18 protein-coding genes and 1 pseudogene are annotated in these 18631 nt (G+C 69.8%); 10 read left to right on the top strand and 9 right to left on the bottom strand.

Features of this window, described 5'->3' with window-relative positions; genetic code table 11:
* Positions 1 to 16: 16 nt before the first annotated feature.
* The 6 genes from C7T91_RS02760 to C7T91_RS32140 all read right to left on the bottom strand — a co-directional run bounded on the left by C7T91_RS02760 (position 17) and on the right by C7T91_RS32140 (position 5467).
* Entirely contained in the window at positions 17 to 1252 is a 1236-nt protein-coding gene (locus tag C7T91_RS02760; RefSeq protein ID WP_161555709.1) for a CaiB/BaiF CoA transferase family protein, read from the bottom strand.
* Between the two features lie 150 nt (positions 1253 to 1402).
* Positions 1403 to 2026 (bottom strand): copper chaperone, encoded by a 624-nt coding sequence (locus C7T91_RS02755; RefSeq protein WP_236637933.1) that lies wholly within the window; start codon positions 2024 to 2026, stop codon positions 1403 to 1405.
* A gap of 15 nt (positions 2027 to 2041) precedes the next feature.
* Positions 2042 to 2680, bottom strand: coding sequence for a DUF1326 domain-containing protein (locus C7T91_RS02750; RefSeq protein WP_108257898.1), 639 nt, complete (start codon positions 2678 to 2680; stop codon positions 2042 to 2044).
* A gap of 385 nt (positions 2681 to 3065) precedes the next feature.
* Positions 3066 to 4457 (bottom strand): aminotransferase-like domain-containing protein, encoded by a 1392-nt coding sequence (locus C7T91_RS02745; protein WP_108257897.1) that lies wholly within the window; start codon positions 4455 to 4457, stop codon positions 3066 to 3068.
* A complete protein-coding gene (locus C7T91_RS32145) occupies positions 4400 to 4936 on the bottom strand; it encodes a hypothetical protein (RefSeq protein ID WP_161555708.1) in 537 nt (178 codons plus the stop codon). The genes C7T91_RS02745 and C7T91_RS32145 overlap by 58 nt, the downstream gene beginning before the upstream one ends.
* 3 nt (positions 4937 to 4939) lie before the next feature.
* Complete coding sequence (locus C7T91_RS32140; RefSeq protein WP_108257896.1) at positions 4940 to 5467, bottom strand: hypothetical protein; 528 nt, start codon at positions 5465 to 5467, stop codon at positions 4940 to 4942.
* Between C7T91_RS32140 and C7T91_RS02735 the strand changes: the two genes are divergently transcribed.
* From C7T91_RS02735 to C7T91_RS34540, 4 genes are all read left to right on the top strand, one after another.
* Positions 5405 to 8074 (top strand): translocation/assembly module TamB domain-containing protein, encoded by a 2670-nt coding sequence (locus C7T91_RS02735; protein ID WP_108257895.1) that lies wholly within the window; start codon positions 5405 to 5407, stop codon positions 8072 to 8074. The two genes, C7T91_RS32140 and C7T91_RS02735, sit on opposite strands and share 63 nt — an antisense overlap.
* Before the next feature lie 96 nt (positions 8075 to 8170).
* Positions 8171 to 8383 carry a hypothetical protein gene (locus C7T91_RS02730; RefSeq protein WP_108257894.1) on the top strand — a complete coding sequence of 71 codons (213 nt, stop codon included), beginning with the start codon at positions 8171 to 8173 and terminating at the stop codon, positions 8381 to 8383.
* Positions 8384 to 8402: 19 nt separating this feature from the next.
* Positions 8403 to 9434 (top strand): 5-oxoprolinase subunit C family protein, encoded by a 1032-nt coding sequence (locus C7T91_RS02725; RefSeq protein WP_108257893.1) that lies wholly within the window; start codon positions 8403 to 8405, stop codon positions 9432 to 9434.
* Positions 9422 to 9568, top strand: a complete 147-nt coding sequence (locus C7T91_RS34540) for a hypothetical protein (protein ID WP_236638057.1) — start codon at positions 9422 to 9424, stop codon at positions 9566 to 9568. Before C7T91_RS02725 ends, C7T91_RS34540 begins: the two co-directional genes overlap by 13 nt.
* Here the strand turns inward: C7T91_RS34540 and C7T91_RS02720 are convergent.
* Together C7T91_RS02720 and C7T91_RS02715 are read right to left on the bottom strand one after the other, a co-directional pair.
* Positions 9555 to 9788, bottom strand: a pseudogene (locus tag C7T91_RS02720) (ATP-binding cassette domain-containing protein); the annotation flags it as partial. The gene C7T91_RS34540 and the pseudogene C7T91_RS02720 sit on opposite strands and share 14 nt — an antisense overlap.
* A 46-nt stretch (positions 9789 to 9834) precedes the next feature.
* Positions 9835 to 11004 carry a substrate-binding domain-containing protein gene (locus C7T91_RS02715; protein WP_108257891.1) on the bottom strand — a complete coding sequence of 390 codons (1170 nt, stop codon included), beginning with the start codon at positions 11002 to 11004 and terminating at the stop codon, positions 9835 to 9837.
* Positions 11005 to 11170: 166 nt separating this feature from the next.
* Between C7T91_RS02715 and C7T91_RS02710 the strand changes: the two genes are divergently transcribed.
* From C7T91_RS02710 to C7T91_RS02680, 6 genes are all read left to right on the top strand, one after another.
* A complete protein-coding gene (locus C7T91_RS02710; protein WP_108257890.1) occupies positions 11171 to 13069 on the top strand; it encodes a glycosyltransferase in 1899 nt (632 codons plus the stop codon).
* A gap of 52 nt (positions 13070 to 13121) precedes the next feature.
* A complete protein-coding gene (locus C7T91_RS02705; RefSeq protein ID WP_236638029.1) occupies positions 13122 to 13895 on the top strand; it encodes an ABC transporter permease in 774 nt (257 codons plus the stop codon).
* 520 nt (positions 13896 to 14415) lie between these two features.
* On the top strand, positions 14416 to 15912 hold the full coding sequence (locus C7T91_RS02695) for a di-heme oxidoreductase family protein (protein ID WP_108257888.1): 1497 nt from the start codon (positions 14416 to 14418) through the stop codon (positions 15910 to 15912).
* Positions 15912 to 16919 (top strand): imelysin family protein, encoded by a 1008-nt coding sequence (locus tag C7T91_RS02690; RefSeq protein WP_108257887.1) that lies wholly within the window; start codon positions 15912 to 15914, stop codon positions 16917 to 16919. Before C7T91_RS02695 ends, C7T91_RS02690 begins: the two co-directional genes overlap by 1 nt.
* A 2-nt stretch (positions 16920 to 16921) precedes the next feature.
* Positions 16922 to 17053: a hypothetical protein gene (locus C7T91_RS37700; RefSeq protein WP_269099606.1), complete on the top strand. Its 132-nt coding sequence runs from the start codon at positions 16922 to 16924 to the stop codon at positions 17051 to 17053.
* Between the two features lie 441 nt (positions 17054 to 17494).
* Positions 17495 to 17836 carry a hypothetical protein gene (locus C7T91_RS02680; protein WP_108257886.1) on the top strand — a complete coding sequence of 114 codons (342 nt, stop codon included), beginning with the start codon at positions 17495 to 17497 and terminating at the stop codon, positions 17834 to 17836.
* Between the two features lie 70 nt (positions 17837 to 17906).
* Here the strand turns inward: C7T91_RS02680 and C7T91_RS02675 are convergent, their stop codons facing one another.
* Positions 17907 to 18506 (bottom strand): hypothetical protein, encoded by a 600-nt coding sequence (locus C7T91_RS02675; RefSeq protein ID WP_108258467.1) that lies wholly within the window; start codon positions 18504 to 18506, stop codon positions 17907 to 17909.
* Between the last annotated feature and the right edge of the window lie 125 nt (positions 18507 to 18631).

Here is an 18631-nt window from a genome sequence, read left to right as displayed (position 1 = left end):
CCTTGCTGGGGTCGTTTCAGCCGGCCGGCGCCATGGCGGGGCCGAAGGCGCCGCCGGCGGCAAGCCGCTCCTGCTCGGCGGTGGCAAATCCGCATTGGGCGAGGATTTCGACGCGGTGCTGGCCGAGCCGCGGCAGCGACAGCCTGCGCGCCGGGCCGGACATGCGGGTGGGGTCGACCGGCAGCTTCAGCTCGCCGCCGAGCCCGTCATCGGCGGTGCAGAACGCGCCGCGCATGGCGTAATAGGCGTTGTCCATGGACTCGGGGATGCTCAGGATCGCCGCGACCGGCACATCCGCACGCTCGAAAATCGCGGTGAGCTCGTCGCGGGTCCGCTGCGAGGTGAAGTCCTCGGTGATCCGCAGCACCTCGGCCATGCGCGCGGCCCGGTCCATGTAGAGCGCATAGCGCGGGTCGGTGCCCAGCTCGGGGCGGCCGATGGCGGCGCAGAACCGGCGCCAGAGCCTGTCGTTGTTGACGCCGATGTTGATATGGCCGTCCTTGGCGCGGAAGGTCCCGTAGGGGACGCCGTGATAGTTGTTCGGACCGGCGCTTTCCTTCGCCTCCGCATCCGCCAGCTGCACCCGGGCGATCGCCGAGGCCACCATCGGCAGCATGCTCTCGGCGAGGGTGATGTCGAGGACGCGGCCCTTGCCGGTCCTCTCCTGCAGGCGCAGCGCCAGCAGCGCGGCGGAATGGGCGGTCATGCCGGCCGCCACGTCGCCCAGGGCAAAGCCGCACCAGACGGGGTTGCCCTGGTGGTCGCGCGCCAGCCCGGTCGATCCCGACAGCGCCTCGCCGACCATGGCCAGTCCGGCGCGGCCTTCATAGGGACCGGCATCCCGGTAGCCGAAGCCGCTGATCACCACGATGACGAGGCGGGGGAAGTCATGGTGCAGCGTGTCGGGATGCAGTCCCAGCCGCCCGAGCGCTTCGGCGCGCAGGTTGGTGACGAAGACATCCGCCCGGCCGAGTAGCCTGCGCATGACCTCGCGCCCGGCCGGGGCCTTGAGATCCAGCGCGATGCTGCGCTTGCCGCGGTTGCAGGCGCCGAAATGTCCCGAAACGCGGTGCGGGCCCATCTTCCGGGTCGGTTCGCGGGACCGCGACAGCTCTCCCTGCGGCGGTTCCACCTTGATGACCTCCGCTCCTTCCTCCGCCATCAGCATGGCGGCATGGGGGGCGGCGACCAGATGGGCCAGCTCTACGACTTTGATGCCCGCCAAGGGCAGTTCGACATGCGGTGTCGACATGGACATTCCTCCGATGGCCGGTTCGCCAGGCAGCCGGAAACAGTCCCGGTGCATGCGCAATGCACTGGAAACATGGACTGAAACGCTGGCTGAACTTTCTCCTCGGAGGCAGGATGTCCCGGTTGGGCGGGTTAAGTAAAGTAATATGAATTATAGGTTCGGTAAGAAAAAACGACCGTGAAACATGGCCGGAACTGCCGGTCGGGGACCCCGACCGGCCGGGCCGGACAATGCAGCCGGCGGCGCGGAGCGGGAAGGTGCGGCCCGGCGGCTCCGCGGGCGCGGAGGATGTGCTTGACCGGTCAGGACCATCGCCCCGGAGACGAGCCCGGCGGACTGCGCCGCCCATTGCGCCGCCGCCGCCGCCAGGCTGAATCCCGCCCAAGCCGCCAGATACCCCGACAGGAAGGCCGCCGGAACCGCCGCCGAGCCAGGTCCGGCCTGCCGCATCAGCGCGCCGTGCAGCAGCACCACCGGCGCCGCGCCCGGAAGCATCATCGCGATCATCATCATCCACCACATGAGGAAGACGAGGACCGCATGGGACAGGCTCCAGCCGCCCGGCGCCTGCATCTCCGGCATGGCCGCCTGTCCCTGCGCCATCTCCGGCATTCCGGCCATGCCGGGCGCGCCGGTCATTTCAAGCGCCGACATCTCCATGCCGACGCCCAGCACGGTATAGAGCGCCGAGAGCACGAAGAGCGCGCCCATCGCCGCGGCCAGAAGCGCCCGGTCCCGGCGCAGCAGGCGCTCCACGGCCGTCGCCTGTGCCATGCGTCCCCTCCCCCGTCAGGCCGCGTCCAGCACGCCGCCGCCGGACAGATGGATGTCGACGATATGGACATGGCTGTCCGTCACCCCGTCCAGCGCGATGGCGCCGCTGGTCCGGGTGGTGCCGCGGGCAATCTCGGCGACCCGGAACTCGAATCCCTGGGGAAGGTTGATCCGCGCACGGTGCGGCTCGCCGCTCACCGGGTTGAGGATCGGCCCGGCCGAGGTCTCGAACACGCCGGGCACCGAACAGCGTCCGGTGCGGCCCTCCATGTCGATCTCCAGCGAAATCGGCCTGCTCAGCGTCTCGAGCTTGTTCGGCGCCATCGCCGAAAACACCCACCACATGGTCGCCATCTCGGCAGTATCCCCGCCGGTCATGATGCTGGCGATCGCATCGCGCTGTTCCGGGCTGGCGCCCTCGTCGACAATGATCTGCATCGTGCCGTTGCCATCATGGATCGGACCGGGCCACTGGACCACCATGGCGGCCACCGTGCCTCCCAGATCGACATCTCCGTAATGTCCCGAGTCGAAGCGGAAGGCGGCAATCGCCTCGCAATGGCCCTTGGTCGGCAGGGACATGAACTGGCAGGGACAGCCGGAGTCGCAATTGCAATTGGCGAGCTCCTGTCCGTGAACTTCCCACTCCACCATTTTGGGTGCCTCCCCGAATGATCGTTGAATGGGAAAAGGATACCACGAATTCACCCTGAAATTGCATTTTAATTTCGGAATACACCCTTGGCGAGACGCCCGGAAGCGGCTTGCCGGGTCAAGACGTTTGCGCGGACGGCATCCGGCTTTCCGAAGAGCGCGGCCGGCTTCTCCCCATCCCGCGGGGATATCCCTGTGGACAAGTCACGGCATCGCCATGCCCTGCTGGCCTCCGGCTGCCCTGCCCGAAACTTGTGCACGCAGACCGATCGGCGCGGAGCGTCCTGCACGCCCCCGCTTCGGATTCAGCGCCGGGCCCGGCGCCGCCGGACATCGCCGTGCAGTCCGGGAGGGCCGCGGCCGGTCCTCCCCCCGCGGCGCCCGCTCAGCCCATGAAGGCGTTCGGGGCCATCACGTTTGCGAGGAAGAAGAGCTGTTCGCGGAGCGCGTCCCGGGAAATGGCGCCGCCGAGGCAGACGCGGAGCTTGTCGCTGACCGGACCTGCCACGGTAAAGGCATCGGCGGGCATCAGGCCGAGCGGGCGGCCGGCCATGCGGGCGACAATGTCGGCACGGCCGATGCCGTCCGGAAGGGCCAGCCAGATGTTGAAGGCGTTCTCTTCCGAGCAGTAGCGGTGCCCGTCCAGCGCCTCGGCGGCGATCTGCTGGCGCGCGGCGCTCTCGGCGCGGATGAAGCGGCGGATGCTGTCGGCGGTGCCGTCCTCGATCCATTGCGTCGCCAGCGCCATGTTGATCGGCGAGGGCATCACCGAGACCGCGCGCAGCGCCTGCGCCAGCGCATGGGCCTCCCGCCCAGAGGGTGCCACCGTGTAGGCCAGCCGCAGCCCGGCGCCGATGCATTTCGCCAGCCCGCCGATATGCCAGGTCAGCTCCGGCGCGCTCACCGCCAGCGGCGCAGGCGCCTTGGACGGGATGAAGCCGTAGGCATCGTCCTCGATCAGCGGGATGCCGTGGCGGTTGATCACCTCCGACAGCTCCAGGCGCCGCTCCAGCGGCACGGTCAGCGTCGTCGGATTCTGCAGCGTCGGGTTCATGTAGACCGCCCGCGGCGCCGTCCCGCGGATCGCGGCGTCGAGCGCATCGGGCAGCATGCCGTCGAGATCCATCGGCACGCCGACCAGCTCGATCCCCAGCCGCCCGGCGATGTTGCGCAGCCCCGGATAGGTGATCCGCTCGCAAAGCACCCGGTCGCCGGGCCGCGCCAGCAGCGTCAGGATCGCGGTCATGGTGGCATGCGCGCCCGGCGTCACCGCGATGCGTTCGAGCCGCGGGACCATGCCGCGCAGGGAGAGCCAGGTGGAGGCCGCGGCACGGTCCTTCTCGGAGCCCACGGCCGATTGGTAGCGCAGGAGCGGCACGAGGTTCGCGCCGACATAGGACAGCCCCGCCTGCATCCGCGCCAGCAGCTCCGGATCGTCCGGTTCGGGCGGCATGTTCATGCTCAGATCCGCCTCGGCGGCGCGGGCCTCGTCGGGCTGCGCCTGCGCGGCGGCTTCGGCGGGGCGCGATGCGGAAGGGGCGGATTGCAGCGCGCCGAAGAGGTTGAGATAGCGCTGCTGGGCCTCGATCGCGTCCCGGAGCGCAGGGCAGCCGGCGCCCGGGCAGTCGTCGAGCCCGGCCGCGCCGAAGCGGATGGCATGGCATGAAGCGCCCTGGCAGGCCGCCAGGGCCGGGCCGTGTGCCAGAAGGGCCGCGACGATCAGCGGGGCGAGATGCCCAGGTCGCGCCTCATGGCGCCGAGGACGCGTCTTTCCCATGTTCTCCACTCCTCGATCGGTGGCAGGTCGTCGAGCTGCTTCGCCGCCTGGCTCTCGTCCCAGGCGGCAAAGCCCGCGATCTCCCGCAGCGCGGCCTCGCCGAAATAGAGCTGTGCCCGAGCGCAGAGATCGAGCAGCTCGTCCCGGGCGGCATTGCGGTCAGCCACGAAGCCAAGCTTGCGGGCTGTTTCGGCTTCGGCAAGCGCGGCTCCTCCGGCGCGGCGCGCAGCCTCGAGCCGGGCGATGTCGATCAGGCGGCGCCAGGCCGTCAGGTAGCGTGCCAGCTGTGCGGCGATGCATTCGGCAAGCTCCATCCGCTTGTCGAGCCCCGCCCGGCTGCGCGAGAAGCGGTCCTGCCAGCGCGGGAACAGGATCGAGGCGAAGAGCCCGCCGATGACGATGCTGACCAGCGGCGGCCCCCAGCCCTTCAGCATCAGTGCAAGCGGCGAGTCCGGGTCGAGCGGGTCGAGAAGCAGCACGGATCACCGCCCCGCCTCGCCGGCGAAGATGCCGGTGGCGCGATAGGCGCTGCCGCCCGAGCGGCCGTTCGAGATCTCGAAGCCGCCGGTCACCGCCCGCGGCCTGCCATTTTCCATCCCGCCGCCGAACTGGCCCTGCAGCGCTGCCTGCCGGTCGCCGCCGGAGAGCCGCGCGCGGTAGGTCGCGCTGTCCAGGCTGCTGCTGCCGCCATAGCGGCGGCTGTCGAAGTCGAGCATCGTGCTGCCGCGGCGCCGGTCGAAATCGAACGTGTCCGAATAGGTGCCGATGGCGGAATAGACTGCGCCGCCGTTCATGACGTTGCCGGCCGCATGGCCGCGATACGTGGCGGTGCCGCTGGCGGTGTCGAGGACCGCGCGGTCGATCGGCGTCGCGGCCGCAAACGTGCCCAGATGCACATGGCGCCGCGCGCCCTCGCGCGTGACGGTGTCGCCGAAGAAGAAGCCCCATTGCGCATAGTCATACGGGGCATCGAGCGGGCTGCTGCCGCCGCCGCTGGCCGGAACGGGCACTGCCGCGCCCGTGCTGTCGCGATTGCCGCCGACAGCGAACTGGCGCTGCGCTCCGGCGACCTGTCGCGCTTTGCCGGGCTATCGGGCCTGCCGCTGGCGGGGGCGCTCGATGCCGACCTGGAGGCGCGCTTCGACGCGTTCGACAGCTCCTTCGGCGTGGTCCTCTCGGGGACCGGCGCGGACATCGCCATCGGCAATCCGCAGGTCGATCCGCTGCTGGCGGGCGGGACCGTCATCGATGTCGCCGCCGAAGGCCGCGGCCTCTCCTTCGACATCGAGCGGCTCGACATCCACAACCCGGCGATGGCGCTGCGCGGCGCGGGCAGCCTGTCGCCCGAGGCCGCCGATCTCGACATCGCTGCGGAACTGGCCGAGATCAATCCCTTCGTGCCGCATCTGAACGGCCCGGTCGAACTGGCTGCCTCGGCCCAGGGCACGGCGCCGAATTTCACCCTGTCCCTCGATGCCGGCGGCGCGGCGATCACCGACAAGCTGGGCGCGAATGTCAGCCTCGACACCAATCTGGTCTATGAAGCCGAGGCCGGAACGCTCGGCATTCCGGACCTGCATCTGAGCGCGGGCGAGCTTTCGGCCCGCGGCGAGGCGGCGCTTGCCGGGCTGAACGACGCGCTCTCGGCCTCGGCCGAGCTGGTGCTCGAAACCGGCGACCTGTCGCGGCTCTCGGGCCTGACCGGCCTGCCCCTCGACGGCACGCTCTCGGCCGATCTGTCCGGCGCCTACGACACCGCCACCGGCGATTTCTCGGGCGCGCTGGCCGGCAACGGCCAGGACATCGCCATGGGCAATCCGCAGGTCGACCAGCTGCTCGACGGCACCACCCGGATCGACGCGGCCGCGCGCCGCGAGGACGGGACCATCACCATCGAGCGGCTGACCGTCGACAACCCGGATGTGCAGGTCAATGGCGGCGGCACCTATGCGCCGGAGGGCGGCAATCTCGACATCTCGGCGCGGCTTGCCGATCTCGGCCTCTTCGTGCCGCAGCTCTCCGGCCCGCTGACGCTTCAAGGCAATGCCCAGGGCGCCGGCAGCGACTGGACGGTCGATCTCAACGCGAACGGTCCGGCCGGGCTGCGCGCAGCAGTGACCGGCGACGTGGCGCCGACCAATCTCGACATCGACATCGATGCCGGGCTGTCGAATATCGGCGCCTTCGTGCCCCAGATCCCCGGCCCGGCCTCGGTTTCCGGCAAGGTTTCGGGCAACGGCACCGATTTCTACGCCGATGTCACCGCCACCGGACCGGGCGGGCTGACCGCGGATGTCGACGGCCGCGCCTGGGGACCGGACGGCACGTCGGATCTGGGCATCACCGGCCGCATTCCGCTGGCGCTGGCCAATGCCTTCATCGCGCCGATGTCGCTGACCGGGAATGCCGGGATCGATCTCAGGCTCGCGGGTGCGCCGGGGCTCGACGCGCTGTCGGGGTCGGTGACCTTCGGCGGGGCGCGCTTCGTCGATCCCGCGAGCCGCATCGTGCTGGAGAACATGGGGCTGAACCTCAGCTTCGCCCAGTCGCAGGCCAATGTCGATTTCCGCGGCAACCTCAATACCGGCGGCACCGTCACCGTTTCGGGCCCGGTCGCGCTGACCGCGCCCTTCAATGGCGACATCGCGGTTGCGCTGAACGAGCTGAAGCTGATCGATCCGAACCTCTACGACGTCGATCTGGGCGGCCGGATCGAGCTGTCGGGGCCGCTGGCCGGGGGTGCCTCGATCAACGGGCAGATCGACATTGCGCGCGCCGAAATCCAGATCCCCTCGGCGATGGGCGGCGGCGGGCCGATTCCCGACATGACCCATGTCGGCGAGCCGCGCGGCAGCTACCGCACCCGCGACCGGGCCGGGCTGATCCAGACCGGCAACGGCGACGGATCGACCGGGGCGCCGGTGGCCTATCCGCTCGACATCACCATCTCGGCGCCGGGCCGCCTCTTCGTGCGCGGCCGCGGCCTCGACACCGAGTTCGGCGGCGAGCTGACCATCGGCGGCACCACGCAGCGGATCATCCCCTCGGGCCAGTTCGAGGTGATCCGCGGCCGCATGGACATCCTGACCCAAGTGCTCAATCTCGACACCGCCGAGATCCGCCTGGGCGGCGACCTGGTGCCGGATGTCTACATGGTCGCGACCTCCCAGGACGCGCCGATCGACGCCCAGATCATCATCGAGGGCCCGGTCAACAGCCCCGAGCTGGACTTCTCCTCCTCGCCGGACCTGCCCGAGGACGAGGTGCTGTCGCATCTGTTCTTCGGCCGCCCGATCAGCGAGCTGTCGCCGCTGGAGGTCGCGCAGCTGCTCGGCGCGATCAACACGCTGACCGGCGGCGGCGGCGGGCTCTTCGGCAAGATCCGCCAGGGCGTCGGCGTCGACCAGCTCAATGTCGGGGCGGATGACGAGGGCAATACCGAGGTCACCGCGGGCAAGTACCTGTCGGAGGATGTCTATACCGACGTCACCGTCGGCGCGGCCGGCACCAGCCGGATCCGGCTGAACTACAAGATCACGCCGAATTTCACCGCGCGCGGCGGCTTCGACAGCGAAGGCGACACGCGGCTCGGCTTCTCCTACGAGCGCGACTACTGATCTTCCGCCGGGGCGCGGGCTTCCGCGCGCGCGCCCCGGCCGCACTGGAACCGGCGGCCCGATTGCCCATATGATGGAGCAGAAACGGAGCCGACCATGACCCTGCAGATCCCCTTCGACAACAGCTATGGCCGCCTGCCCGAGCGGTTCCATGTCCGCCAGGCGCCGGTGCCGGTGCGGGCGCCGGGGCTGATCAAGGTCAACCGCGCGCTGGCCGCCGAGCTCGGCATCGATCCGGCGGCGCTGGAAGGCCCCGAGGGGCTGGAGGTGCTGGCCGGGAACCCGGCGCCGAGGCCGGCTCCGCCCTGATCGCGCCGGAGGAGGCCGCATGACCCTGACCATCCTTTCCCCCGGACCGCTGGCCACGATCCAGGATCCGGGCCGCGCCGGGCTGCGCCATCAGGGCGTTTCGGCCGCCGGGCCGATGGACCCGCCCGCGATGATGCTGGCCAATGCGCTGGCCGGAAACGATCCGGGTGCAGCGGCGATCGAATTCGCAGGCTTCGGCGGCAGCTTCCGCGCCGAAACCGACTGCCGAATCGCTGTCACCGGCGGGCGGATCGACATCGCCCTGCCCGGCCACAAGGGCGTCGCGGGCCAAGCCTACCGGCTCCGCGCAGGCGAGGAGGTCCGCATCGGCGCCATCGCAGGCGCAACCTGGGGCTATCTCGCGATCTCGGGCGGCATCGCCATCCCGGCAACGCTGGGATCGCGCGCCACCCATCTGCGCAGCGGGCTCGGCGGACTGCACGGCCGGGCGCTGCAGGCTGGAGACGCGCTTCCGCTCGGCGACTTCGACCCGTTCGATCCCTGCCTCGCCCCGGCGGTCTCCGCGCCTGACGACAAGGACGGCCCCGCCGAGATCCGCGTCGTGCCCGGCCCGCAGGACGACCGCTTTTCCGCGGCGACCCTCGACCGCTTCGCCGCGGAGGAGTTCACCGTCACGCCGCAGCGCGACCGCATGGCGATGGTGCTGGACGGACCCGCGCTCCCGGCGGAAGGCGGCCATGACATCGTCTCCGACGGTACCGTGCCGGGCTCCGTCCAGGTGCCGGGATCGGGGCGGCCGCTGGTGCTGATGGCCGAAGCGCAGACCACCGGCGGCTATCCCAAGATCGCCACCGTGATCGGCGCAGACCTGCCCCGGCTGGCGCAGCTGCCGACCGGCAGTCGGTTCCGGTTCGTTCCCGTCGCCCGCGACGCGGCCGAAGAGATCTGGATCGACAGCCGCCGCCGCCTGCGCGCCCGGCTGGAAGCGCTGCGGCCGAAGCCCGAGGGAGCGCTCAGCTCGCATTACCTCCTGTCCTGCGACCTGGTGGGCGGCATCTGGTCCCCCGAGGAGGTCGTATGGCAGAGCTGAACGCCTCCGGCGGGCTTGCCGCCGAAGCGCACCGCCGCATCATCGGCATGATCCTCGACGGCAGCCTGGCCGCGGGCGCGCGCCTGCAGGAGGCCCCGCTCGGCGAGGCGCTCGGCATGCGCTCAGCCGCGTGACGTCGCGCCCCCCGAGCAGCACCCGGCCGGCGCTGGCGCGGAGCTGGCCCGAGACCAGGTTGAAATAGGTGGTCTTCCCCGCGCCGTTCGGCCCGACGATGGCGGTCAGCTCGCCTTCGCGGAAGCGGCAGCTGACGCCGTCGACGGCAACATGGCCGCCGAAGCGCACGGAAAGCCCGCGGGTTTCCAGAAGGGCGGTCTCTGTCTCGTCTCGGCGCACGCTCGCTCCGGGCTGAAGGGGCGCGGCCCGCGCGCCCTCGTGGCAATCAGTTGCGGACCGGCACGGGCAGCGCGTCCGTCCCAAGCTCCCGTACCAGTTCCGGGATGCCCCAGTCGACCTCCGGATCGGCCTTGATGCGGAAATGGTACATGCTCTGCAGCGCCTGGTGGTCCTCTGCGCGGAAGGTCATGGTGCCCTTGGGGGTCTCCCAGCTCATGCCCTCCATCGCCGCGATCAGATCCTCGGTCTCCGTCGAACCGGCCGCCCTGACGGCCTCGACCACGGCGATCCCGGCCGCCATGCCGCCGGCGGTGAAGAAATCCGGCGGCGTGCCGAAGCGCTGCCGATGCGTCTCCACCAGCCAGTCATTCACCGGGTTCCGCGGGATGCCGTAATAGTAGTAGGTCGCGCCCTCCATGCCGGGCAGCTCCTTGTAGGCGGTCAGCGCGGCCAGGATGTTGCCGCCCGTGGCGATATCGATGCCGAAGCGGCCGGGCTCCATCGCGTTGATCTTGCCCATCGGATTGCCGCCGCCCGCCCAGAGCAGGAACAGCTTCTTCGCCCCCTCCTGCCCGTCCATCGCGGTGAAGATCCGCTCGGCCGCGGCGGTGAAATCGGTCGTGCCGGTCGGCACGTATTCCTCGTGGACGATCTCGGCCCCGGTGGCTTCCAGCGCTTCTCGGAAGGCGGCGATGCCGTCGCGGCCGAAGGCATAGTCCTGCGCCAGCGTGGCCACCTTGACGCCATCGCCGCCGATCGCGACCGCATTGGCGATGGCATCTTGCGAGGAATTCCGCCCGGTGCGGAAGATGTAGCGGTTCCAGTTCGCGCCGGTGATCGAATCCGCCACCGCAGGTTCGACGATCAGGATCCTTTCGTAATCCTGCGCCACCGGCAGCATGGCCAGCGCCACGCCCGAGCTGACCGGCCCCACGGCCAGAACCGCCCCGTCATCGCCATAGGCCTCTTCCAGCAGCGCGCGGCCGAGCTCGGGCTTCAGCTGGGTGTCCTTCTCGATCACCGCGATCTTCTCGCCATTCACCTCCATCGTGCCGCCCGTGGCGTATTCCAGTCCCAGCATCAGCTCGTCATGCGACTGTTTCGCATAGGCTTCGAGCGGGCCGGTCTTGCCGTAGACATGCGCGATGGTGATGTCGGCGATGGCCGCGCCTGCCGAGAGCCCGGCGACCAGCCCGGCCGCAAGTCCCGTTTTCATGCTCTCTCTCCCTGATCCGCCCGGCCCCCGCCGGAACGCGCCTCCCGGTTCAGGCTAGGCGCGGAGCGGGCGGAGGGTCAACAGGATGACGACGGTCCGACGCAGCGACAGCCGTTGTTAACCCGCTCGCGCGTAAGGCTTGGACAGCCGCAGACGGGAGGAGACAATGGCGGGGCGCAGCGCGCCGGATCTGGTGCTGGTCGGCCAGAAGGGCCGGGTCGGCTGCGAGGCGCTCTTGTGCCTTGCCTCGCTGCGCGCGCGCGATCCGGGCTTCGCAGGAACCGTCTGGCTGGCAGAACCGCAGCCGGGGCCGCTCTGGCCCGGAGATCCGCGGATGGAGGACGGGCTGCGCGATGCATGCCTGTCGCTCGGCGCCACGCTCCTGCCCTTCGGGAGCCGCCATTTCGGCGCCGCCTATCCGCCGGGCAACAAGATCGAGGCGCTGGCGGCCCTGCCCGCAGGGCGGCCGTTCCTCTTCCTCGACAGCGACATGCTTGTGCTCGGGCCGCTGCCGGAGATTGATTGCAGCTGGCCCTCGGCCTCGGACCGGGTGCGCGACACCTGGCCGAAGCCGCCGCCCTACGGGCCGGACCGGGGGGCGATCTGGGATGCGGTCTTCGCGCTGTCGGGCACTGGCCGCGGTCCGACGCTCGACCTCCGCTTCCCGCGCGGCGATCCGCGGCGCGACCTCTATCTCAATGCCGGCTGGGTTGCCGGGCCCTCTCGGCGCGCTGGCCGAGCGGGAGGACCGCGGCCGCGAACTCGGCCGCGCGGCCAAGGCGGAACTGCTCCGGGAATGGAGCGACCCGGCCGCGGCGCGCGTCACCGATGCCGGGCTCAGGGAGTGGCTCGCGTCGTGACCTCCGCCCGTTTCCGCCACGTCCTCGTGGTCAACGTGCATTTCGACCCCGACAATTACGGGGGCGCGACGATCGTCGCCAAGGAGGTGGCGCGCCATCTTCTGGCCGCGGGCATCCAGGTCACGGCGGTTGCGACGATGCAGGCCGAGGAACTGCCGGCCTATGCCGTCGTGCGCAGCCACCGCGACGGCATCGACACCTTCCGGATCAACATGCCGCCGGGGCCGGCGCCGACGCTGAGCTACTGGGACGACCAGATGACTGCCCGCGTGGTGCAGATCGCCGCGCAGACCGGTGCCGAGGTCGCGCATCTGCACTGCCTGCAGGGGCTGGGCGCGGGGCTGATCCCGGGGCTGCGCGGGCTCGGCCTGCCGGTCGTGCTGTCGGTGCATGACTTCTGGTGGCTCTGCCAGCGGCAGTTCATGGTCCAGCCCGACGGGCGCTATTGCGGCCAGGACCCGGTGCGGCTGGGCCAGTGCGTCGGCTGCGTCTCGAACCGCGCGCAGCTGAGCGAGCGCAACGGCAAGCTCTTCGCGGCCGTCCGCCAGGCGGATCTGGTGACCTTTCCAAGCGCCTTCGCCCATGGGCTGTCGATGCGCTCGGGCTTGCCCGCGCGGCGCAGCGTGATTCTCGAGAACGGCATCAACCGCCCCGGCCCGGGCTTCTTCGACGACCAGGCGCAGCGCCGTGCCGCCTCGCCCGAGCTGACCTTCGGCTTCGTCGGCGGCCCTTCGGCGGTGAAGGGCTGGCCCCTGGTGCGCGAGGCCTTCAAGCGGCTCGACCGCACCGATTTCCGCGGCCTCGTGGTCGACGGATCGCTCGACGGAAGCTGGTGGCGGCCGAGCATGTTCCAGGGGATGAGCGGCCGCTGGGTGATCCATCCGCGTTTCGAGCAGGCCGCCGGTCTCGACCAGTTCTATGCCTCGATCGACGTTCTCCTGTTCCTGTCGCAATGGCGCGAGACCTTCGGCCTCGTGGTGCGCGAAGCGATCAGCCGCGGCGTGCGGGTGATCCAGACCGAGGGCGGCGGCGCGACCGAGCACCGCGCGAAGTCCCGGCGGCTGCCGATCGGCGCCAGCCCCGAAGAGCTGTCCCGGCTGCTCGGGCAGGAGCTGCAGAATCCCGGCGCCCATCCCGAACCGGTGCCCTGCCGCAGCTTCGCGGACCAGGCGGAGGAGCTGATGGCGCTCCTGGAGACGCTGTGACGATGCCCTGCCTGCGCCATACAGAGGACGGAGAGGAAACGCCGTGAACCTGATGAACGCCTTTGCCCGCATGCCGCGCGTCGTCGGCGCGCTGGTCCTGCGCGAGATGGCCACCACCTACGGCAAGTCGCCGGGCGGCTACATCTGGGCCGTGCTGGAGCCGACCCTGGGGATCGTGGTGCTGTCCTTCGGCTTCTCGCTGCTGATGCGGGTGCCGCCGGTGGGCGACAACTTCATGCTGTTCTACGCGACCGGCATCCTGCCCTTCATGATGTACAGCAACCTGCAGGCGAAGATCTCGGGCACGATCACCTTCTCGAAATCGCTGCTGGCCTATCCGGCGGTGACCTTCATCGACGCGATCCTGGCGCGGCTCTTGCTGAACGCGCTGATGCAGGTGCTGGTGTTCTATATCGTGCTGGGCGGGATCATGATCGTCTACCAGCCGGAGATGATCCTCGACATCCCGAGAATCGCCCTGGCGCTGGCGCTTGTCATCATGCTCGCGACCGGGGTCGGGCTGCTCAACTGCTTCCTGTTCGCGTTCTTCCCGCTGTGGAAGCAGCTCTGGAGCATCATCACGCGGCCGCTGATGATCTGTTCGGGGGTGTTCTTCACCTACCAGTCGATGCCGGACTTCCTGCAGGACTGGCTGTGGTTCAACCCGATCCTCCAGATTGTCGGCCTGATGCGGTCCGGCGTCTACTACCAGTACGATGCATCCTATGTTTCGGTCATGTATGTTTTCCTTTTTGCAGCTATCCCCGCCATGGCGGGACTCTTTTTCCTCAAGCGCTACTACCGTGTTATCCTCCACGAGCTGTAGCGGCCCGGCGGCTCCGGCCGCGGAACGGTTCCTCCGGATGGCATGCGCGGTCATGACAGGTTGCGCAGGCTCGTCCGGGCGGGGCCTAATTCGAACCGTGAACCAAGAGCGTGGACCAAAGTGAACAGCCCCCGAGCCGCCAAGAGCGGCAACCAGACCGAGGCCCGGCAGGGCAAGCAAGACGACTCCGCGATCACGCCTGAGGTGATTTCCGGAAAGCCCGGCCCTGCGAAACGGGGACCCGGCGGTCCGGGCAAGGGGCCGGGACCCGGCGGCAAGCGTGCCGGAGGGCCGGGCGGCGGCGCGGGGCCGGGCGACCCGGGCGCGGGCCGCCTCGCGGCGCAAGAGGTCCAGCCGCTCCTCGGCGCGCGCGGGCAGGGCCGCAGCGGCTTCGGGAAGATCGCTGAAAACACGGGCGGTCTGGGGCATCGGGCCGTTCCATCCTTGCTTTGACTGTGCCATTTCGGTGGCATCCGGCTAATTCCGACTGTATTTATCAGGAAAAAGCCGGGTTGAGAAGATGTCCGACAGAAAGATTCTGGTATTGCCGCTTCTGGTCGCAGCGCCCGCCCTGGCGGATCCTCTGGCCATGCTGCCCCGCAGCGATGCCGAGGCGGCGCGGGTGGCAGAGGTGACGGCGCCCGCGGCCAGCTTCGACCGGGCAGAACCCTATGAGGGCAATCCTGCCGGAGCATCCACCGTGCCAGCGCTGGCGACGCAGAAGGCGTTAGCCAAGCCCTCCGCCGGGATGGACGCGCTGCGCGAGCTGGATTTCATGACCGGCAAGGCGCTGTTCGAGAAGCTCTGGGTGGCGTCGCCCTCCTCGACCAAGGCCTCGGACGGGCTGGGGCCGCTTTTCAACGCGCGCTCCTGCCTGCAATGCCATGTCGAGGACGGGCGCGGCCATCCGCCGGCGGAACCGGGCGCCCATGGCGTGTCGATGTTCCTGCGGGTTTCGATCCCGGCAGGCGAGGCCGCGAACGATATCGAAGGCTGGATCGCCACCGCGCCGGACCCGGTCTACGGCTTCCAGCTTCAGGATCAGGGCAATCGCGGCATGGCGGCCGAGTACCGGATGCAGGTCACCTATGAAGAGGTGCCGGTCGCGCTGTCCGGCGGAGAGACGGCCAGCCTGCGCCGCCCGTCCTATGCGGCGGCGGAGCTGGGCTACGGCCCGCTGCATCCCGACGCCATGCTGAGCCCGCGGGTCGCGCCGCCGATGATCGGGCTGGGGCTGCTCGAGGCGATTCCCGAAGCCGATATCCTCGCCCATGCCGATCCCGATGACAGCGATGGCGACGGCATTTCCGGGCGGGCGGCGATCGTGCCCTCGGCGGAGACCGGCCGCCCGATGCTCGGCCGGTTCGGCTGGAAGGCCGGCTCGCCGACGGTGCGCCAGCAGACGGCCGAAGCGCTGTCGAACGACATCGGCATCTCCTCGCCGCTCTCGCCGGATCATTGGGGCGACTGCACCGCGGCCCAGTCGGCCTGCCGCGCGGCCCCCGATGGCGGCGATCCGGGGCAGGGCGGCTTCGAGATCGATGCGGGCGGGCTCGGCCTCTTGACGTTCTACGTGCGCAATCTCGGCGTGCCCGCCCGGCGCGATCCCGGCGATCCCGAAACCCTGCGCGGCAAGCAGGTCTTCCACGACACCGGCTGCATCTCCTGCCATGTGCCGAAATTCGTCACCGCCCGGCTGGAGGACCAGCCCGAGCAGAGCTTCCAGCTGATCTGGCCCTATAGCGACCTCTTGCTGCATGACATGGGCGAGGGTCTGGCGGATCACCGGCCCGAGGGCCGCGCGACGGGGCGCGAGTGGAAGACCCCGCCGCTCTGGGGGATCGGCCTGGCGCAGCAGGTCAATCCGCAGGCCGGCTTCCTTCACGACGGGCGCGCGCGTAGCCTGCTCGAAGCCATTCTCTGGCATGGCGGCGAGGCGGCGCCGCACAGCGCGGCCGTGATCGCCATGCCCAAACCCGACCGAGACGCGCTGATCGCGTTCCTGGAGAGCCTTTGATGCGACACCTCTTCCTCGCCGCCTGCTTGGCCGCCTGTCCGCTCTGGGCGGCGGCCACGCCGCAGGAGACCCTCGAAACCGCGGTGGCGGGCCATGTCCAGCCGGGCTTCGACGCGCTCGCGGGGCGCGCGGAGGCGCTGGTCGCGGCGGCCGCGGAGACCTGCGATCCGCAGGACGGCCACCTGCGCCGCGCCTTCAACGATGCCTGGGATGCCTGGATCCGGATGAGCCACCTGCGCTTCGGGCCGAGCGAGGTCGACAACCGCGCGTTTTCCTTCGGGCTCTGGCCTGATGCGCGGGGCTTCATCCCGAAGACGCTGCAGGGGCTGATCGCGGACCGGGATCCGGCGGTCGACAGCCCCGGGGCCTTCCATGACGTGTCGATCGCGGCGCATGGCTTCACCGCGCTGGAATTCCTGCTCTACGATCCGGACTTCGCCGATGCGGGCGATTACGGCTGCAAGCTGGTGCGGGCGATCGCCGCTGACATCGCCGCGACCGCGCGGCTGATCGCCGATGACTGGCACGGGTCCTATGCCGAGCAGTTCGTGCATCCCGATGCCGATGCGCCCTACCGCACCGAGACCGAGGCGCTCGGCGCGCTTTTCACTGCGGTGACGACCGGGCTGCAATTCACCTCCGAGGCGCGGCTCGGCCGCCCGATGGGCGAGTTCGACCGGCCGCGCCCGACCCGCGCCGAGGCCTGGCGCTCGGCCCGCTCGGTGCCGCATGTGCGGCTGTCGCTCGACGGCACGCGGGATTTGGCGCTGATTCTGGCGATGGATTTCCCCGAGGATGCCGAGTCGGTGCGCAGCGCCTATGACCGCGCCTTCGTCACGCTCGACCGGCTCGGCGACCCGACGCTCGGCGAGGTGTCCGACCCGATGGGCCGGTTCCGCGTCGAGACCGTGCAGCAGCGGATCGACGACGTGCGCGAGGACGTGCGCGAACATGTGGGCGGGCCGCTGGGGCTCGCGCAGGGCTTCAATTCGCAGGACGGAGACTGACCATGACGTCGCGCCGCAGCTTCCTGACCGGACTTCTCGCCGCCGGGGCCTTGCCGCGCCCGAGCTGGGCCGAAGCGGGGGCGCCGGATGCGCTGGCCGCAGGCAAGGTCGGAACCGGCGCGTACGTGCTCTGATCTCGCCGGGCTGGTCTTCCGAGAATTCCGCCAGTGCCTCCGGATCGCTGGCGGCCCCCGCCTCCCTGACGATCCTGCCATGTTCGCCGGGCACGCCGGCCGCCGTCTTCGCGCATGGGACGTCGAGGCCAATGAACAGCTTCATTCCGCATTCCTCCTGCCGGAACAGATGCGGGAGCGTCGCCAGCCGCCCGCCCGGCGGGCAAGCGCAAGATGCCGGCGGCTGGCGACGCAGGCCCCGTGGCGGTCTCCCAGTTTTTGCGTCTCGAGCTGGCCCGATGCGGCGCAGCCTTCAGGTGGAGCAGCCGTGTCGGGCCAGCTTGCTTGAGTTCAGGCGCGGTTCTTGAAGCGCCAGCTCTCTGTGCCGGTTTCGAGGATTGGCCTTCGGCCGGTTTCGCGGGCACGAAGATAAGATCGTGACCATGTCACTGGAGACATCAGATGAAGAGACGAACTTTCGGCGAGGTGTTCAAGGTCGAGGCTGTGCGGCTGGTGCAGGAGCGCGGCCTTGCCGCAGTTCTGGCCAGCCGGGAGCTCGATGTCGCCAAGAGCATGCCTCCGTCCCTTCGGGACATCTCGGCTGGCCTTTCCATGTGTCTTCAGGCTGCGGCCTCCTCGGGCCATCGGAATTCCGTGCCCGTTTTCGAGAGCGTCGGCATCAGCACGGCGATCTGGCGTGCGGCGGCGTGCGCGTTCCGGGGCCATCCGGTCAGGCATTCCGAGGCAGGGCGCCACCTGCCCGTCCAGCTCCGGCAGGCACCCCGGTGCGTCGCCCGGTCCTGACCCTCGCCCCGAACGGAGCGCGCCGCCGAACCTTATGGGACCCGCGCGGACCGGGCCGGATCGATGCGGGCTAGCCGCCTGTTCCGTCTTCGCCGCGCAGGGCTGCACGACGCGCCGCCAGGCCCTCCTGGAAATCCGTCTCGTCGCCGAAATCGGCGAAGCCGGGATAGCGCAGATGCGGCTCGGCCACGCGGCGGGCATGCTTGATCGGACACCAATAGGCCTCGGTGCGCGACGCCACCTCCCGCACCCAGCCGATCACCCCGTTGGCATAGCCGCAATAGACGCAGTTCAGCTTCTGCAGGCCGTTGAGATATTGAAGATGGCGCCTGTCGAGAATGATGTAGTCGCGCCGCGGCACCTTCTCGATGCCGTAGACCGGGAAGCAGACCGCCTGGTAGAGCATGACGGACAGGTCGAGCAGCGCGAGCGGCAGGACCAGCGCATAGATGAACGGCGCCGTCAGCAGCACGAGGAGGCGCGTCCGCGCCAGGAAGCCCGACAGCTTCTCCCGCGCGGCGCGGTGGCGCGCCAGCACATCGGCCTCGAACACCACCCGGCGCCGTTCCAGCCGGTAGCGGAAGATCCTGCGCTTCTCTCCCAGCTCGTCCTCGAGCTCCTGCTCGAGGTCGCGGATCCGCCGGGCCAGCCGGTCGAGAGGTGAGGTCATCTTGGGCTCCAATGCAGGACGGGTCCAGATCAGCACGAAGATGCGGCCCTGCCAAGCACGCAGTCCCTCCCCCCTTGACCTTCCAGCTGCTGGAAGCCCCAAATGCGGGAGGCAACCACAGGAGA

Origin of the sequence: Mangrovicoccus ximenensis, assembly GCF_003056725.1 — a bacterium.
In the GTDB taxonomy this organism is placed as follows: domain Bacteria; phylum Pseudomonadota; class Alphaproteobacteria; order Rhodobacterales; family Rhodobacteraceae; genus Mangrovicoccus; species Mangrovicoccus ximenensis.
This window is presented reverse-complemented; position numbering and strand designations above follow the sequence as displayed.

Excerpts from the sequence above, each read along its gene's own strand:
- C7T91_RS02715 (WP_108257891.1), bottom strand. The coding sequence starts at position 11,004 with ATGAAAACGGGACTTGCGGCCGGGCTGGTCGCCGGGCTCTCGGCAGGC.
- C7T91_RS02750 (WP_108257898.1), bottom strand. The coding sequence starts at position 2,680 with ATGGTGGAGTGGGAAGTTCACGGACAGGAGCTCGCCAATTGCAATTGC.
- C7T91_RS37700 (WP_269099606.1), top strand. The coding sequence starts at position 16,922 with ATGACGTCGCGCCGCAGCTTCCTGACCGGACTTCTCGCCGCCGGGGCC.
- C7T91_RS02755 (WP_236637933.1), bottom strand. The coding sequence starts at position 2,026 with ATGGCACAGGCGACGGCCGTGGAGCGCCTGCTGCGCCGGGACCGGGCG.
- C7T91_RS02710 (WP_108257890.1), top strand. The coding sequence starts at position 11,171 with ATGGCGGGGCGCAGCGCGCCGGATCTGGTGCTGGTCGGCCAGAAGGGC.
- C7T91_RS02705 (WP_236638029.1), top strand. The coding sequence starts at position 13,122 with ATGAACGCCTTTGCCCGCATGCCGCGCGTCGTCGGCGCGCTGGTCCTG.
- C7T91_RS02695 (WP_108257888.1), top strand. The coding sequence starts at position 14,416 with ATGTCCGACAGAAAGATTCTGGTATTGCCGCTTCTGGTCGCAGCGCCC.
- C7T91_RS02730 (WP_108257894.1), top strand. The coding sequence starts at position 8,171 with ATGACCCTGCAGATCCCCTTCGACAACAGCTATGGCCGCCTGCCCGAG.
- C7T91_RS02760 (WP_161555709.1), bottom strand. The coding sequence starts at position 1,252 with ATGTCGACACCGCATGTCGAACTGCCCTTGGCGGGCATCAAAGTCGTA.
- C7T91_RS02745 (WP_108257897.1), bottom strand. The coding sequence starts at position 4,457 with ATGGGAAAGACGCGTCCTCGGCGCCATGAGGCGCGACCTGGGCATCTC.
- C7T91_RS02725 (WP_108257893.1), top strand. The coding sequence starts at position 8,403 with ATGACCCTGACCATCCTTTCCCCCGGACCGCTGGCCACGATCCAGGAT.
- C7T91_RS34540 (WP_236638057.1), top strand. The coding sequence starts at position 9,422 with ATGGCAGAGCTGAACGCCTCCGGCGGGCTTGCCGCCGAAGCGCACCGC.
- C7T91_RS02680 (WP_108257886.1), top strand. The coding sequence starts at position 17,495 with ATGAAGAGACGAACTTTCGGCGAGGTGTTCAAGGTCGAGGCTGTGCGG.
- C7T91_RS02675 (WP_108258467.1), bottom strand. The coding sequence starts at position 18,506 with ATGACCTCACCTCTCGACCGGCTGGCCCGGCGGATCCGCGACCTCGAG.
- C7T91_RS02690 (WP_108257887.1), top strand. The coding sequence starts at position 15,912 with ATGCGACACCTCTTCCTCGCCGCCTGCTTGGCCGCCTGTCCGCTCTGG.